Origin of the sequence: Kordiimonas sp., from assembly GCF_048264555.1 — a bacterium.
Taxonomy (GTDB): Bacteria; Pseudomonadota; Alphaproteobacteria; order Sphingomonadales; family Kordiimonadaceae; genus Kordiimonas.
In genome coordinates this window covers 535,001-551,712 of the sequence record NZ_JBLXCX010000001.1, presented here as the reverse complement: position 1 = coordinate 551,712, position 16,712 = coordinate 535,001, and the positions used below count along the sequence as shown (strand labels likewise).

The 16,712-nt window shown below is 51.2% G+C and carries 15 protein-coding genes; 7 read left to right on the top strand and 8 right to left on the bottom strand.

Annotation, left to right across the window (positions count from 1 at the left end):
* Positions 1-29 precede the first annotated feature (29 nt).
* Positions 30-695 (top strand): hypothetical protein, encoded by a 666-nt coding sequence (locus ACN0XZ_RS02640; RefSeq protein WP_417456159.1) that lies wholly within the window; start codon positions 30-32, stop codon positions 693-695.
* Positions 696-912: 217 nt separating this feature from the next.
* On the opposite strand, the gene ACN0XZ_RS02635 is transcribed toward ACN0XZ_RS02640, so the two are convergent.
* Entirely contained in the window at positions 913-1,266 is a 354-nt protein-coding gene (locus ACN0XZ_RS02635) for a hypothetical protein (protein WP_417456158.1), read from the bottom strand.
* A gap of 441 nt (positions 1,267-1,707) precedes the next feature.
* Positions 1,708-2,202, bottom strand: a complete 495-nt coding sequence (locus tag ACN0XZ_RS02630; RefSeq protein WP_417456157.1) for a hypothetical protein — start codon at positions 2,200-2,202, stop codon at positions 1,708-1,710.
* A 223-nt stretch (positions 2,203-2,425) separates the two neighbouring features.
* On the opposite strand from ACN0XZ_RS02630, the gene ACN0XZ_RS02625 reads away from it, so the two are divergent.
* From ACN0XZ_RS02625 to ACN0XZ_RS02615, 3 genes are all read left to right on the top strand, one after another.
* Positions 2,426-3,106 (top strand): XRE family transcriptional regulator, encoded by a 681-nt coding sequence (locus ACN0XZ_RS02625; protein WP_417456156.1) that lies wholly within the window; start codon positions 2,426-2,428, stop codon positions 3,104-3,106.
* Positions 3,107-3,190: 84 nt separating this feature from the next.
* On the top strand, positions 3,191-3,466 hold the full coding sequence (locus ACN0XZ_RS02620) for a helix-turn-helix domain-containing protein (RefSeq protein ID WP_417456155.1): 276 nt from the start codon (positions 3,191-3,193) through the stop codon (positions 3,464-3,466).
* On the top strand, positions 3,358-4,347 hold the full coding sequence (locus ACN0XZ_RS02615; RefSeq protein WP_417456154.1) for a tyrosine-type recombinase/integrase: 990 nt from the start codon (positions 3,358-3,360) through the stop codon (positions 4,345-4,347). Before ACN0XZ_RS02620 ends, ACN0XZ_RS02615 begins: the two co-directional genes overlap by 109 nt.
* A 2-nt stretch (positions 4,348-4,349) precedes the next feature.
* Here the strand turns inward: ACN0XZ_RS02615 and ACN0XZ_RS02610 are convergent, their stop codons facing one another.
* Both ACN0XZ_RS02610 and ACN0XZ_RS02605 read right to left on the bottom strand, forming a co-directional pair.
* Positions 4,350-5,975, bottom strand: coding sequence for a hypothetical protein (locus ACN0XZ_RS02610; RefSeq protein ID WP_417456153.1), 1,626 nt, complete (start codon positions 5,973-5,975; stop codon positions 4,350-4,352).
* 81 nt (positions 5,976-6,056) lie between these two features.
* Positions 6,057-6,251 (bottom strand): hypothetical protein, encoded by a 195-nt coding sequence (locus tag ACN0XZ_RS02605; protein WP_417456152.1) that lies wholly within the window; start codon positions 6,249-6,251, stop codon positions 6,057-6,059.
* 557 nt (positions 6,252-6,808) lie between these two features.
* Here ACN0XZ_RS02605 and ACN0XZ_RS02600 point away from each other — a divergent pair.
* Complete coding sequence (locus ACN0XZ_RS02600; protein WP_417456151.1) at positions 6,809-8,086, top strand: hypothetical protein; 1,278 nt, start codon at positions 6,809-6,811, stop codon at positions 8,084-8,086.
* Here the strand turns inward: ACN0XZ_RS02600 and ACN0XZ_RS02595 are convergent.
* The 4 genes from ACN0XZ_RS02595 to ACN0XZ_RS02580 all read right to left on the bottom strand — a co-directional run bounded on the left by ACN0XZ_RS02595 (position 8,058) and on the right by ACN0XZ_RS02580 (position 12,090).
* A complete protein-coding gene (locus ACN0XZ_RS02595; protein ID WP_417456150.1) occupies positions 8,058-8,627 on the bottom strand; it encodes a helix-turn-helix domain-containing protein in 570 nt (189 codons plus the stop codon). The two genes, ACN0XZ_RS02600 and ACN0XZ_RS02595, sit on opposite strands and share 29 nt — an antisense overlap.
* Before the next feature lie 58 nt (positions 8,628-8,685).
* On the bottom strand, positions 8,686-9,414 hold the full coding sequence (gene mobC / locus ACN0XZ_RS02590; protein WP_417456149.1) for a MobC family replication-relaxation protein: 729 nt from the start codon (positions 9,412-9,414) through the stop codon (positions 8,686-8,688).
* Positions 9,411-11,192: a type IV secretory system conjugative DNA transfer family protein gene (locus ACN0XZ_RS02585; RefSeq protein WP_417456148.1), complete on the bottom strand. Its 1,782-nt coding sequence runs from the start codon at positions 11,190-11,192 to the stop codon at positions 9,411-9,413. Before ACN0XZ_RS02585 ends, mobC begins: the two co-directional genes overlap by 4 nt.
* 712 nt (positions 11,193-11,904) lie before the next feature.
* Positions 11,905-12,090, bottom strand: a complete 186-nt coding sequence (locus ACN0XZ_RS02580) for a helix-turn-helix transcriptional regulator (protein WP_417456147.1) — start codon at positions 12,088-12,090, stop codon at positions 11,905-11,907.
* A gap of 211 nt (positions 12,091-12,301) precedes the next feature.
* Between ACN0XZ_RS02580 and ACN0XZ_RS02575 the strand changes: the two genes are divergently transcribed.
* Together ACN0XZ_RS02575 and ACN0XZ_RS02570 are read left to right on the top strand one after the other, a co-directional pair.
* Entirely contained in the window at positions 12,302-14,104 is a 1,803-nt protein-coding gene (locus ACN0XZ_RS02575) for a site-specific DNA-methyltransferase (RefSeq protein ID WP_417456146.1), read from the top strand.
* 4 nt (positions 14,105-14,108) lie between these two features.
* A complete protein-coding gene (locus ACN0XZ_RS02570; RefSeq protein ID WP_417456145.1) occupies positions 14,109-16,700 on the top strand; it encodes a DEAD/DEAH box helicase in 2,592 nt (863 codons plus the stop codon).
* The last annotated feature ends 12 nt before the right edge of the window (positions 16,701-16,712 follow it).

The following is a 16,712-nucleotide window of genomic DNA, read 5'->3' as shown; positions in this document are numbered from 1 at the left end:
TTGAGAAAAACAGGCTTCAGGGGGCTAGAATGACACTGTCTAGAGATCAGGTTTTTGTGTTTCTTGGTTTTATTGCGGGGTCGAATATAGGCACCGCTGTGGTCCTGACGTTTCTTCCGGAAGGGGTTTATGCTTACGGTGGATATTTTATTACCGCTAGCGCTACGTTGACAGCGGCTGTTGTGGCAGCATTGATGGTTCGCCACCAATTGGAAGTGAACTATAGGAACCAACGCCGACTGGAAATAATTCGGTACATAAGCGACACACAAAAGCAGGAAAGGCTTACCAAACTTCATAAGGCTCTCGGGAGTTTGCAGGCTAGCCTTCCTAGCGCCTATCACTTCAGAGGAGTTAGAGGGCGTCCCGCAGAACCTTTTGATTTTGAGTTGTTCAGAGCTAGGCTGGCAACGGTCGAAAAATGCTTGCCGGTATTGGCTCCTGTCTCCAGCCTTTATTTCAGTGCCTTGAAAATTAAGCTGGGCTACTTGGAAGAAGACGTTGGCAGGGCCTTTGACTGCATCGAGGACGAAGCCTATATCGATGTATATTCTCGTCACTTCACGGAAATCAGAGAGGAAATTTACTCTTTGATTATTGGAAAAACAAATAGCCTTATCTTCAACAGCGAATGGGTGAAGATGGACAGCAAAGATTGGAAAGCCCACTTTCAGACCCGTTTGGGCTTCATGTAAGTCGGTGTTTACCATTATACGCGCACCCCTGTATCTCGGCCAGACGCATGATAGAGCACACCGTTAGAAATGGTGTAGCGGTTCACCGGTGCATGTGTTGCCTGGTATACTAGGTCTAGTTGCTTCAAGCATGCGCCCACATGACGAAAGAAACCTGGACCGCGAATAACGCGGTCACAGGTTGGGCATTGGTGCAACTGTGAGGTCGCGCGGACCATTATGAGAAGCCACCACCAGTTACACGCCAGGCCCCTGAGTTTTCTTCCATCCACACGTTAAATTGTAGCCGTGGGTCAGTCATATTAACGCTGAGTTTGGGGCCTTTGCCTTCGTTTTTTGTCCAGGCACGGCCAGCGAAAATAAAACGTCCGGTGCGGGACAGCACGCGAACGGTGTGTGAGGGGCTGCGGTCGTTCACATCTTCCGCACGGAAGAAGTCAACGCCATCATGTTCCGGCTCAATCTCAACCCGCAGGTCTTCGGTCCGAGTGTATAGCTCGCCCACTAGGCCTTTCTTCACTACACCGCCAGTGCGCTCGAGGTCTGTCGCTTCAAAAAATCCATCAGCCATTGTTCTATTCCTCTCTGTATCAAGGGTTTGCTTTGCTCCGCGCCGCGCCCACGCGCGGCTTGGGGAAACTAGAACGGTTCAAAAGCAAGGGGTTGAGATTGAGAAGAACGGCCAATAGCGGGGAATAGGCCCACACTATCAGCCGCCCTTGCTTCGTCACCGCCGTATGGAGTTTCCAATCCCATACGGTCACAACCCGCAGGGCGCGGGTTCTGAGCGGACGGGGCCAGGGAAAAGGGGTGGCCGGACGTTATGGGGGTGTGAGAGCGCCCGGCCACTTGCACCGCGACAGGCTTAACGATAGGCGCGCGTGCAAAACTAAATTGGGCATGAGAAAAGGTGGCGCTCATAGGTCGCCACTTTCCAGATCGGCTACTGCCGCAATAACTTCAGGATCGTTCGTTCCACCGAGCTTTACAGCCCTATCAAACCAACCATCTCTTACCAGAGAGTGCAGACAGGTACGGCATACAGGACAAAGATCGTCACAAGTGCGAGAACACTCAGACAGAAGCCTAACCCTGAAATCACAAACGACTTCTGAATAGAAGGAGACAAGTTCGAGGTTATGCTTGGCTCCGCAGTAGGCTGCTCTGGTAAGGTTTTTACAAAGGCCACAAGCTGATTGTGCTGATTCATATGTTCTGTGAAGCGGAGAAAGTAGATTAGAACGGAAGCCAAAAGCGATACGGTAAAGCCAAAGGCGGGCAGTATTAGCCAAGCGGCCAATGTCTCGTCTTTGCTTAGTGCTTGTCCAATCAGAGCGAGCGTTGTGACGATGCCGCCCGCATTTATTTTGAACAGGCTTCTTTCGACCTCGTCCAAATAAGGTTTGGCTCGTTCCATCGTCTTGCTTGCAAGTTCTAAATACCTTTGTGATCGGTCCTCTATAGTCTTCCGAACCACGTCTGCTAGTGCAGATTCCGTTTCCGTCATTGTTTCCCCCCAATTGCGCTGGTGTACAGACAACTTTAGGGGCGATTTCGCAACTGTCTACTAGATTAACTAGAGGTGAATCGCTGTCTAACGGCTTGTTCATGGTGGCGGTCCTATCTTGCAGCCTGTTTCCTTTATTCCTCGGAACCGGGCGCCCCACCTCTCACAGCTTCACGCCCGGCCTTCGATTTCAGCGAGGAATGTGTGATGGTAATATTCCATTATGGAATTTGTCAAATGGATTTTCGCTGTGAAATATTCTGAATTATACAGTGACAGTGTTCTTTTTTGGAATAACAGTCGATTTATGGAGAACAGGATTAAAGAAATCCGTGAAGCGAAAGGGTGGAGGCAAGCTGATCTTGCCTCAGCAGTCGGCTGCACTCAGGGTCAGATCAACAAGCTTGAAACTGGCACAGCTCGGCTATCCGACGTTTGGTTGGCTAAAATCGCTCCTGTCCTGGGTGTGCCGCAGGGAGCGTTGCTGGCCGACGGTGTATGTTTCGATAAGGTTCAGCCCAATATCAAAGAGATACCAGTAATCGATTATGTTCAGGCAGGTAAGTTTTCGGATGGTATGAACGCCATACCCACCGGGGAGGCTGATGAAACTGTTCATGTTGACTATAAGCACAACAATATTTTCGGCCTAAAAGTTCGCGGTAATTCAATGGATAGGGTCTTCAAGGAAGGCTCTGTGGTGGTGGTTGACTATACCGAGACTGACCTACACGACCGAAAATATTATGTAATCTCGAATGGTGAAGGGGTTTCGATAAAGCTATATCGAGCTAATCCTATCCGCTTTGAGCCTGAGAGCATAAGCGGTCAGCATGATACCATTTTTCCCGACCAAAACACCCGGGTTATAGGCCGAGTAGTGCGTAGCATGAATTTTTACTGAACATAATAGAATAAATCATCATTGAAATATTCTATTATGTAATTATCCTTATGACATCTTACGTTGCAGATAAGGATACTACCTATGGCTCAACCAGCAAAACATCACACGGTTAAATCGCTCGCAGAAGAACTCGGATGCTCAACCGTCCATATCTACAATCAAGTGAGGGAAGGAAAATTACCTCATATCAAGATTGGTTCTTCTATCCGCTTTCCCAAACAACTGATTGAAGAGTACCTAAACGAACAATGGCAAAGCTCGTTAAACACGACAATGGAAGGTGGTATATCCACTATGCTGACCCGGACAACGGACGGAGCCGAGAGCTTTCAACGCGCACTCGAGACAAGGGCGTAGCCAAAGAACGGCTTGTTCAATTTGAAGCCCATCAAGCCCGCCCTTCTGAACACCAGTTCATCATTTCCGTTATCCTGGACAGATACCTCGAAGATAGGAAAGGGCGGGTTGCTTCCCACGATACTCTCCAATACCACACCAAAAAGGTCCGTGAAGAGTTAGGCCACTATCAGCCGCGTTTCGTCACAAAGGACGTGGTGCGCCGGTATATCGCCGATCGGCGTAACGATGGTCTTTCCGACGGTACGATAATCAAGCAGTTGAAAACTCTTCGGGCGGCGCTCGCACTTGCGGTACGCGAAAACGTGCTCGACAAGGCGCCACACCTTGAAGTGCCGCCAAGACCGCGTCCCAAAAGCCGGTGGCTTTCGAAAGAGGAGGTGGCCAAGCTAATGGATGCGGCCACTAGCCGGCATATGAAGCTGTTTTTGATGCTGGCGGTTTATACTGGTGCGCGAAAAGGCGCTATTCTTGACCTTACATGGGATCGGGTGAGTGATGATTTCAAACTGATCAATTATAATCTGCCTGGTCGGCCCGATAACAACAAACGCCGCGCGATCGTACCCACGACAAAGACGTTACAGGAAATACTGGAAGAAGCTCGAGAGCTTGCAGTGACCAATAATGTGATCGAGTTCAACGGCCTACCTTGTAAGGACGTAAAAACATCCTGGGGTAAAACACTTAAAAGAAGTGGTATAGACCACTGCACCATCCACGACCTTCGCCGGACTTGCGCAACGTGGTTGGTGCAAGCGGGAGTACCAACGGCTAACGTTGCTCGTATGCTGGGAGACAGCGAAAAGATGATCGAGCAAGTTTACGGCCACCATAGTCCAGACTATCTAATGGTCGCCGTTCAAGCTTTGGAGAACTAGACTTATTGCCCTCTGATTTTTGGGCGGTAATTTGTATGACTGTCGAGAATGAATAGTTCCCGGTCAAACTGAGAAGTATGGCCAGTCTGATTTTGCTGCCAGATGGCCATAAAGCCAGGCGCATGGAAAAACAATCTACAGGGGTTATTACGGCTTGTGGTCGCATCTGCGACGAAATGTCCAAAGATGCTTCTTTCATCACCATTTAGATGATTAAGGTCTTGGAAAAAGCCAAACTCGGTTACCCAGACGTACTTGGGAAGACGCATATCTAGTATTTCTGCTTTTACCTTTGCTGTTGTGTCGCCGCAAAGAAGCCGCTTTTTATACTTCCACCCATAGGTAAGGTAAGTGCGAGCGATGACGTCGTTGTATCGACCAGCTATTTCTGTCCCAATTTCAGCAAGCGGGCCAAATCCTACCTTTGCCGCGTAATCATTGTGCATTGGAAGATAGTAATTCTCGAGGGTATCCCAAGCAATGGTTTCGGCTTCTTCCCCAGTCAGAAAAACCTTATCAGGCAGTGGTACGATTATATATTGAAGATGGTCTTTTAAATTAAATGGTGTTTCCAGTTCAGGGGTGGTTGATTCTGCTATAGGTACATAGCGATAAGCACCGCGTTGATCGTCATTTATCAAGAAATGAGAACAAAAAATAGATCGTGTAGGTTTTTCAATATTTGATTTTTGAAAATCCATCTCAGAGATTCTACTCTGTACATGTCCGACAGCTAATACCGCATGTCCAACGCTACCTCCTGTCCAGCTTCCAAACCCTAAAATGACCGGTATACCGGAATCTACGTATCGATTTATTACAGCGTGAGTGGGTGCAAGCGATGACCAGGTATATGTAAGCGTATTTGTTGCAGGGTCGCGTACTGGGGTGGCCGTATATGACAGCGGTTTTCGGTCAATAGCAGAAATGGCGCGTATCATATTGTTACCATTAAGGAAGCTTGCTCCTGCGGGTAACTGATTGGAGGTGGTTAAATCCGCTTGTTTGGTTGCATGGCGAGTAATGTCAGCCATTGAGGCCCAAACGTTGCCATGCTTTTCGGTAAAGTGCCGTGCAGCCATCCAAATTGAAGCTTGAGCACATGCGCCCACACGGGAATCTTGTTGTGTTAATGGTATGCCTTCGATTTCAAGTTCTGCACCAAATAGGTGCGCTTTGTAGCCACTTTTTACTAGGACATGCGCCACAGCATCGTTGGCACCTGGAGCCATTTTAAGTACAGCTCGCGCAAGAGGAGCATGCAATGTGGGCCTAATCACCACAAAACCTATGTAGTCTCCTGCTGAGGAGGTGTCTTCCAAGCTTTGTATAATTTCGGCACTATCGCCTCGGCTCAGTATGTCTGTAAGGTCCCTCTTAAAGAAATGATATCGCTTACACGCTCTGGGAAACTGTTGAAATAGGCGTGAATAGTAGTTCGAATAGAGGTCAGAAAAATCTCTATCTAAGTAACTTTTTTCAAGTATTAAAAATCTAGCTCCAGAATTTAAGATCTGAGCTGCTGTATTCCTAATAACCTCAAACGGCATGTCACTACCGGAAAGCTCTTTCGTTAGCTCTTCTACTGTTGTGGCTTCACTAAGTATTTTAAAACTATGATTTGACATCAATGTCTACCTAACAAAAAAGCGGCCTTAACTATAAGACCGCTTTCTACGAATTTGATGTCCGTGTCAATAATGTTGTGTTTACCCGAAGCGCCACTCACCGCTCTTCTGTTCAGCTACCCTCTGTTGCTCAGCTACAGAATCCATATGTTCTTTTGCTTCCTGAGACACTTCCCAATCGCGTTTTACAAAATCGGGAAAATCATACTCTGTGTCGCTTTGATTGCTAGAGTCGTCGTGGCCACAGGCCCTTTTTACCGCTTCTAGATCAGTCATATCGCTTCCCCGTGCTTACTTAGCTGTAACCATCTAAGCTGTTGATTCGAATCGTGAATTCAAAAAAATACTTTTCAATCAGTGGGTTACGCTAATTTCATTATACACAACTTAGCTCATATTGCATTAAAAAAGTCTTACTGCAAGCCAGTTAGTGACAATGTGACCATATATATGGACCTCAAATACGGCAATTTTCATGTAAATACAGTGACCAATTTGAGGCCAAAATCTAGAAGCTTGATAACCTCGACACTTTAGGTTGATCACTACCCTATGCTGACCATCAAATGACGGATACGCAGAAATTCTGTGAAATCTAATTTAAGATATATATTATGTACTATTTTTGTTCCCGCGATTTATAGCCTTTACATACAGAAATCTGGTCTTTTCAAATGATACATGTTTCTCCGAAGGCAGAGGCCAGGGGTTCGAATCCCTTCGGGTGCGCCATTATCTTACTGAAAAATATAGATATTTTCAATAAGCGTCTTGACGCTTTTCTCCCATTCCTGAAAAAATAGCGCACTGGAAGCGCAAAATGGGGGATTTGGGTGGTTGAAAAAAATGATCGCTGTAAGCGAATGTCATTCTTTGACTACAGAAATGAGTTGCTGCACAGGCAGGGTTTGAACAGTCCTGCAGAGCTTATCTCAGCGAAACATTTAAGAAGACTTCGAAGAGCCTCATTCTTTGAACCATATCGGCGCGTATTCTATGAAAACATGGGATTGTGGGTGGCCCTGCTGTTAAGTTTAGTTGTTGGGCTTACGTTTCCGTTCCAGCTAGAATTTTTCAATCAAACCGATTTTCCAGTAGTTTACAGGCTGCTGTTTGAAGGCGTGGCGAGAATCCCGATTGGCTATGGAATTGCGGGCGCAATGCTCGTCTTTGCATTCTGGGTAGACCGGAAAGCCGAAAGATTTCATTACGCAAATTCAAAGTTGCCTGCCCTCATTGTGAGCAGCTCAAAGAATCCCGAGATCGTTAAGGCTCTGATTGAACTTGTTGATTCTTTTGCCGCAGTTGGTGGCATCGAGACCCGCTATGATTGGGATGGTTCAGGGCATCATACAAAAGTCATCCCTGCAGACCATTGGCGTTCAGTGCGTAGGCTGTTGTTTATCTTTGAAGACCCATTTCCATTACTGGTTGGACGGTCTTACAAAGAATTTCGAGCGAGGAAGGTATTTTTTGACTTAAGTGATAAACAAGCAAACAGCACCTCAGATGACCAGGCCATTGATTCGAATACGGCAATTGATGAGCGTTCTGAGGCGGGCAATGCGACACACCCAGTCATAGAGAAAAAGGATTTTTTCCTACTTCCGGATTCCATGAAAGAGTGTGTTCAAAATTATGAGCCCATTGAGAAATTTGACCATCAAACGTCTCAAATAATTCGCGCTCTCTTGTTGTGCCGCGACGTAGCGGCAGTACGGCGGTACTTCAAAGCGGCGCTATCTCAGGGCGCCATAAAAGATACGATCAATAATCGATTGGGCCTGGCAATATTCCTGGCGATGATTGACACCTGCAAGCGACGTAAGGTGACGGACACTCAAGGCCGTATATTGACTGAGCTTTTTGATAAAGAAATTTCTGGCATAACCAACGATTGGCTTAAAGAGGGTAAGGACACACCGTTTTCAATAGCGCTAGCCGATTTTGACCTCGCTACTGATCCTATAAGAATGGAAAAATGGCGTGAGAAAAGGCTGAAATCCTCGATTGAATCAATAGTGACTGGGAAGCTGAATGCCCCCAAAATTCTTGCGCATCATATTTCGCAAGACGTTTCTCTCAAGAGTTATTCAACAGCGCTAAAATAGCTTGTTCGGGATCTTCTCCATGAGCAATTTTTTCTGAATACACCGCATATGCTGGCGGGGATATTGCTGCAACAACGGATAGCAAGTCACCTCCGCTCAAGCCGTTCCGTTCCAGGGTGCGAATTAATGTCTGATATGGATTCGGGCGGTAATTCGGTTTTTTCCTTTGTTCTTTTTCTTTTTGATTAATTGATTTGTTGGTGTCGCCTATGGGGCGACGGGACAATGTCACCTCAGAGGTTACATATTCTGTGTCACCCATGGGGTGACACGTAAGCCTTGCCTCCTGCCCATCAATGGGATTGGAGAAGTTGACTTTATAGACGTTGGATGGCCATTTCCCCCGCCCCCGTCGCTGCCCTGCCAGAATTATCCAGCCGCGCCCGCAAAGTTCCTGAAGCGCTCTGTTCACATGCTGGCGGCTCAAATTAGAAACCTGTGCAAGCCGAGCCTGTGTTGGGCGGCAAAGATCGTTGCTGTCAGCGTGGCCACACAGCGCAATGAGTACCTTTAGAGCTGCCTTCGACAAAGACTTGTCCATTGCCGCGCCTGGTGGCACACGCGCAAATTTGGCGAGTTTAATTTCTGTCACAATGAGCCTAGCGTTCGAAATGCTCGAACGGGGACGCAAGGTGGAAAAAGCGGAAGGGAGCCAATAGTTCTTGTGTAATCTTGACTGTTTCTCCTTGATGCCGAACTGTTTTGATCGCGGCAAACATCCGCAATAGCCGGTCCCTGAAGCGCTCATCAGGCGTTAAATAGTAGATGTCTCGATATTGGCCGCGCTTGCGGGCAACCAGATGTCCAACAAGAATTTCCTGATAGCGACGGAGGGACTTTAGAGACCGCTCATATTCTATCGCCACTGGCCAGCCGTTAGGGTGTGTAACAATGGCGTCAGGAACAATGCCGTTCTTGCTTCTGACGGCTTCCCGGCGCCATCCATGCCAACCGGCAGCAGCCATCCGAATTTGAACTTGTTGCAGGCCCAAGTGATGCTGTATTTGTACCAATGACAGTTTGGAAGGCTCGAACGCGCGCACATCGGAAATCGGTTCGCCGTCCCCGAAAGAAACCATCACCCCATGCACTGTTATTCCCCAAATTGTCAGCGGGGCACCGACCAGGCCATCAATTCGATGCCTTTTGACCAGGCCGGTCGATTCCAGGCGTGCCAGCGTTTTGTGGGCGGCTTGCCGGGACCGTAGTCCCAGTAACCATTGTACGTTTTCTTGCGTCGTCCATTTGTTGTCGCGTAGGAAACGAAGAAGGCTGCGTTGTTTATCCTGCGCACGCTCCATAGCGGCATTTGGTGGAAGCAGTGTCATGCCGCACCCCAAGGGTCATCGGTGAGAGTGCCAGCCTCGGTGAGGCCCGGAGCAGGCTCGGCCACGAATAAGGTCGGCTCTACTCTGTTGACGAGTATCGGCCTTGCAAAAGCCAGCCGGGCGGGACCGGCCCCAACACAAAGGGCACATGCTTCTGGCAGGTTCAGAAGGATATTGGTGTCATATTTGGGCTGAAGCGTATCGCGGGTTACCGTGTCGAAATCCGCGATCTCGGCGCCTTCATCATTGAGACGGGTCAGCCTGCTTTTTTGCTGGACGACGATGTTCCCGGCTTGCTTGCTGGCCCATTCGGCAACGTCGAAGGATGAAGGCCGGTAGATCCATTTCAGGGGTGTATTATCTATCACGTTATTGGCCGCCGCCTCTGGGTCCAGATCTTGACCGACTTGGCGCAGGTCGCCCAGGCTCTGGTGTGCGATCAAGATGTTGCACCCTTTGTCCCGCACGGTGCCAAGCGCATTGATGACTGGTGCGGAAACCAGATATTTCCATTCATCGGCAAAGATGCTGACGTGACGCCCGCCACGCCTCCGGGCCTCGATGAGCTGTAAAATGCGCACGAAAACCAGCCGTTGCATCTGCATGACCGTTTCATCGCGCATACTGCCGATCACGTAGACGCAGCCGCCGTTCTTAATGACCGTTTCAAGCTCAAAGCCGTGCTTGGTGGTGGCGCAGGACAAGGAAGCCAGTTCCTCAAACTGTTTCAGGAAACCGTCGCCGTCATCCCCGGCCAACTCTTTTGCCTTGAAATAGAGGCTGACGAATGTGTCTCCCTCCTCAGCGGTGTCTGACAGTCGCCGGGCAATCCGCCGGTCTCCAAGCCGGTAATAGTCGGCCTCCGTACCCTTACGCCCCAGCCCAAACGATGCCACCAGCAACTCATAAAGTTCATGGCTCGATGTGCCTTGGAGCGGATTGAATTGGGGAGGCATACCTTGTCGCAAGTCCAGAAGCTGAAAGGGCCGACCGGCAAGCCTACATGCATGGGCAAGAACACTTGGTGCCCATTCATCGTTCTTCGGGTCCATGACGACAACGGCATCGTCGAAATTTTGGATACATTGGGACAGTACGACACCCGCGCACACACCTTTGCCACGCCCAGGAGGCGCAACGAGCTGAATGTTCGATTTCACGTATGCCGCGCGAGGAATCAGGGCGGTCTTCTTATTCTCGTCCATTCCCAGGAAGAGCGCATTCTGCTTGCCAGCCTTTTGGAAGAAGGTCTCTGGTTTGAAGCTCAAAACCGTAGGCAAATGGCTATTTATCTGACGCACGTCTATCAGGCCTTCATGTGCCTGATGGGTGCGGCGGTCGACAAACTGTTGCAACTTGGGCTCCAGCCGTCTGCCGATCCAGAACCATGCCATGGTGCCAAGCATCAAACCGGCCAGACTGGAATAGAGAAACACATCAGATTTGGCCTCCAGTGTGCGAAAGGCATATGCCCAGAACTGTGGGTTCCATTCTGCCAACTGGGCATGGGCGACAGAAAACATAGCTGTAAATGTGAACAGCGCGAGCATCGCCCCGCCGAACAACAGGTGCCCGAAGCAATAGCGTATGGCCTTTGCCCAGACGACAGACTTGCCGGGCAACAGCTTGGACATACGCAAGGTTGCGACCAGGAAGGCTGTCAGAGCCGCTATGAGCGCAAACGTTGCTGTATCAGAAAGCTGTAGGAAGGGTTCCAGATAGGTGTTGCCGTAAACGCTGATGGCGCGGTCTATGAGGTCTTGAAGTTGGTAGAACATGATGATCTCCGAATGAAGAAGGGGGGAAGGCAAGCGCCCTAGCGCGCGCAGGCCACAAGGCCGGAGGAAACGGACGGACAATCAGGTCCCAACCTGATTGAGGCGGTTCGGGCGCCCCAGCGTCAGAATGGCCGGTCCGGTTTTTCAGGTTGGCGTTCAGCCAGCATGAAAAATGCCCGCCCCAAGCGGGCACCCAGGGCGAGGCAAATGGCCCCAGCCAGTTGCAGAGATATGGCTGCCCCAGCGGCCATATCGCGGCCGCCCGCCGCGCGTCGATCCAGCCCTCTGGGGCTGGGCTCGACCAACGATGTTGAAAGCGGGCGTCCAGCCCGGTGCGTTGCACCAAGGAAAGAGCGGCATGGGTCAGGGCCCCATGTCGGTTTTTCCGACGTTTGCAACATCGTTGGTCGAGCGCAGCACGACGCGCGGCGGGTGAATTTCGGCTGAGGCTCGTTCGTCCAGAACGAAACTGGCTGAAAGAGGGGCGACAGCCCCTTACCCAAGAAACCGGGCGTCCAGCAGGAGGTTGCGTGGGGTGAATTTGAAATTTGGTGGCGTCCAGCAAGCCAAATTTTGAAGAGGGCGGCCCCCTCACCTCTGTTATTCGGCTGACAAAGCCGGTTGACAGACTTGGTTGACAGGTCCGCAACCGGGCATGTCAACCAGAAGGCAAATGTGTGAAGGGGAATTTCAGGCGTGGAAAAGGGCTGCATCAATAGACCCTTTTCTTCAAGTTGCTGATAAATTCCTCCACATCCGAGGCGAGAAAACCGACCCGGTTCTCGGTGATGATGACCGGCGCCGCAAGCTCTCCCCGATCCACCATGCGTCTGAGTGTTCGGGTGCTTAGCGACGTGGCTTCGGCGAGTTCGGGATAGGAATAGATGATGCGTGTCATGTTGACCTCCGATAGCTGATCGATTCGGTCAACGGGTAGCATGGCATGACAAGCGCAGCCGGACTTCCACATGGAGTCCATATGGTCTCCATGCCGTGCATGAAATCAAAAAACTTTCAATGAGGGCGGCAGGTTGGCATAGTGCGATGCAACCGGTGCTGCATATTCACAGCCCAACTGCAAAACATAAAAATCAGGGGCAGGGAGCGCGATGACTGAGATCAGTTTCAAAGGCAAGGAATTCGTCTACAACCACCATTTAGCGGTACCATTTCGACCGCTTGTTCCCGATGCCGAAAAGGGGATTGGGCCGATAGCGCTTGATGGCAATCTTGTCATCCAAGGCGACAACCTGCATGCCCTCAAAGCGCTCTTGCCGCTTTATGCGGGCAAGGTGGACTGCATTTTTATCGACCCGCCCTATAACACTGGCAACGAAGGCTGGTGCTATAACGATAACGTCAATGCGCCGATGGTTCGGGAATGGCTGGAAGCTAACCCTATCGGAATCGAGGACGGCCTGCGCCACGACAAATGGTGCGCCATGATGTGGCCTAGGCTGAAGTTGTTGCACGAACTTTTGGCAAAGTCTGGTGTTTTGTGGGTGACATTGGACGAGAATGAAGTTCAACGAGCCCGCATGTTGCTGGATGAGATATTTGGGGAAGGAAATTTTGTTGATACCGTTATCTGGCACAAAAATTATGCCCCAAAGGCAACGGTCCAGTATTTCTCTTCAGATCATGATTATGTCCTCATTTATGCAAAGAACATTAATGAGTGGAAACCTAATCTTCTTCGCAGGACTGAAGAACAGGATGAGGTCTATAAGAATCTTGATAATGATTCGCGCGGTAGGTGGCGCCCCAATAACTTAGCGGCGCGAAATTATTATAGTAAAGGAACCTATTCCATTACCTGCCCTGGTGGCAGGCTTATTTCAGGACCCCCTCCTGGATCGTACTGGCGCGTTTCTGAAGAAAAGCTTTGGGAGTTACACGCCGATAGAAGGATTTGGTGGGGTGAAGATGGAAACAATGTTCCAGCTCCCAAGATTTTTCTTTCTGAAGTAAGAGAAGGCAGGGTTCCTCAAACCATTTGGCACTGGTCGGAAGTTGGTCATACCCAAGAGGCGAAAAAGGAAATCCTTTCTATCTTCTCCGAAGAGGGAAGTGATATCTTTTTGACCCCAAAACCCAAAAGGTTGGTACAGCGAGTTGTTGAACTATCCGGCAACCCCGATGCTATTTTCTTGGACAGTTTTGCTGGATCGGGAACTACGGCACACGCCGTTCTTGAATCCAACAAGCGCGACGGTGGCAACCGCCGCTTCATCCTTGTCGAGATGGAGGACTATGCCGACAGCCTGACGGCTGAGCGCGTTCGTCGTGTCATCAAAGGTTATGATTTTCAAGGCACACAGCGCACTGAGATGTTGCGAGAACGATTGAACTGGCGCACGCTCAGCAATAGCAGTGATTTGGTACACAAAGTCGAGGCTATCGAGAACCTGCATGGCCATGAATACGACCGCATCAAGAAGGAAGTGAAAGATGGTGAGTTAATTGTCACCGGCGAGAAAACGGTGGCGGAGCGCGCCGAAGGGCTTGGCGGTACCTTCACTTACTGCACGCTTGGCGATCCCGTTGAACTGGATAAGGTGCTCAGCGGTGAAACCCTGCCGTCCTATTCAGGCCTCGGGGCGGCGCTGTTCCACATGGCGACCAATCATGCGCTTGACCCCGCCACGGTGCGGGAGGACGATTTCTACCTCGGCGCCACGGAAGGCCAGCACGTTTGGCTGATCTACAAGCCTGATCTTGACTGGCTGAAATCGCCGGATGCGGCGTTGACGCTAGCGCGCGCCAAAGCGTTCGCCGCGTCCGACTCAGACAAGCGTCACCTCGTGTTCGCTCCGGCGCGGTTCGTGAGCCAGAAGATGCTGGCTGAGCAGAATATTCCTGTAGAATTCGTGCCGCTTCCCTTCGCACTTTACCGCATAGATCGGAGCTGACGCCGTGTTTCGCCAGCTCGACTATCAAGACCGCGTGCTATCGACGCTCGACGCTTATCTGGACCTCGTGAAGGAAAAGAAAGCGCGTGCTGACAAGGTGGCCGCGCTGGCTGCGCGGGACCCAGACCTTGGTCTCGTCATTCCAGATTTTGCTAAGGAGGCATGGGAAGCCTTGAAAGCGGCAGGGAAACTGCCCGCTTCTCGCTCCGCCATTCCGTTCTCGCCCCGCATGGATGGCTGCGACCGGCCTGTCCCCAATGCCGTGCTGAAGGTACCGACCGGCGGCGGCAAAACATGGCTCGCCGTATCCGCTGTGTCGCGCGTGATGGGTCGCTACCTCGACCGAAATACGGGTTTCGTTCTATGGATCGTGCCGAACGAGGCGATCTATACCCAGACGCTGAAGCATCTGAGGGATCGCCAGCACCCCTACCGCCAAGCGCTCGACCGCGCGGCGGCTGGACGCGTGAAGATTATGGAGAAAACTGACCGGCTGGATGCGCGAGATGTGGAAACAAATCTCTGCATCATGCTGCTAATGCTGCAATCTGCGAACCGTGAAACGCAGGATTCGTTGAAGATGTTTCAAGATCGCGGCGATGTGCATGGCTTCTTCCCGCCTGAGGGTGAACAGCAATTGCATCAGGCCGCAATCGACCGCACCCCGAACCTCTCCGCCTACACCGGCTTGTTCCCAATGGTGAAGGATTCCCTGGGCAATGCCCTTCGGATTATTCGCCCTGTCGTCGTGATGGACGAGGGCCACAGGGCTGTTTCCGATCTTGCCTTCAGCACGCTATACGGATTCAACCCCTGTTTCGTGTTGGAACTGACGGCAACACCGCAGGATGTGCAGCCGCGTGGCGGTCGCAACCCGCGCGAAGGCCGCTATGCCAATGTGTTGGTGGAGGTGACAGGGCGTGAGTTGGACCGTGAAGGCATGATCAAGATGCCGCTTAATCTCGACCCCCGGCAGGGCAATGACTGGAAGGCGACGCTGAATGCGGCACTTAGCAAGCTCAACGCGCTAGACGCTGAAGCCAGAAAACTGAACGCCGATACGGGCCGCTATATTCGCCCGATCATGCTGATACAGGTTGAACGCACGGGCGCAGATCAGCGCGAAAGCGGCCATATTCATGCCGAAGATGTAAAAGACTGGCTACTGACAGCGGGTTTCGATCAAGCCGAAATCGCCATCAAGACAGCGCAGCAAAATGACCTCAACGACCCGGAAAATCAGGACCTATTGTCGCCCACAAACCGGGTGCGCGCGATCATCACCAAGCAAGCGCTGCAAGAAGGCTGGGATTGCCCGTTCGCCTATGTACTCTGTAGCCTTGCAGCAAGCGCAAACCTTAAGGCCATGACGCAGCTTGTTGGCCGGATTCTTCGACAACCTGGCGCGATCAAGACGAACGTCGAAGCACTCGACGAATGCCACGTCATCACGCACCACGCCGATACCGCTTCAGTCGTCGGTGCGATCAAAGACGGCCTCGAACAGGACGGCCTTGGCGATCTGGTTCTGCATGTGAAGCAGGATGACACGAGCAGCGCCGGCAAGGTAGCTCGCTCAATAGAGCGGCGCACGGCATTTGCTTCCACGGAAATTTACCTTCCCAAGGTAATGATGGTCGACCATGGCGACGTGCGAGAGCTTGACTATGAGACGGACGTGCTCTCTGCGCTGGATTGGCGTGGTTTCGATCCGCAGGACATTGCGGCTCGGATTCCAGAAAACGCGCAAGCGGCAGAAAGTCAGCTTCAAAGGATCAGACTTACCGAAGATGGCGATGAGCTGTTCGTTGGGGAAACAGTCGCAGCTAACTCAGAACTATTGGCCTTCGAACCGGCACATGCTGTCAGGATGATCTCGGACATTGTGCCCAACCCCTTTGTCGGACGAGAGATTGTGGGCGCGATGTTGGCGGCATTGCGGGCGCGAGGCTTCGATGACGCCAAACTCGGCGCATCGGCCAGCCTGATTGTGGAAGAGCTTCGCAAGGGCCTTGAAGCCGCGCGCACGGCGCGCGCGGAGGCTCTGTTCAAGGCTGAAGTTGCGGCAGGGCACATTCAGTTCCGGTTGCGGCTCGACGGTCGCAATTGGCGGATGCCCTTCAGCGTCGAAACAACCGAACCTGAAAATGCGCGCCAGCTTCTGAACCGCGCGGGCGGCGCCCTAGAAAAGAGTCTGTTCGCACCGGTCTATGAAAGCGAGCTGAATAATGACGAGCAGGACGTAGCTGTCTATCTCGACGGCGAAAAAACACTGGCCTGGTGGCACCGTAACGTCGCGCGGACGCAATACGGCATTCAGGGATGGAAAAAGGCGAAAATCTACCCGGATTTCATCTTTGCCGTGCAGCGGGAAGGCGAAGGAAAGCGTATCACAGTTCTGGAGACCAAGGGCGATCAGCTAGACAATCTCGATACAGCTTACAAGCGCGAGGCACTTTCATTCCTGTCGGATCATTTCCAGTGGGACGACGCAACGCCGGTTGGAGAATTGGAACTGGTCAATAGCGGCGAAAGCGTTGAAGGCACCTTGATCCTCATGAGTGAATGGAGGGCAAAGCTGCCCGCGTATCTGTGACATCGCTGTAAC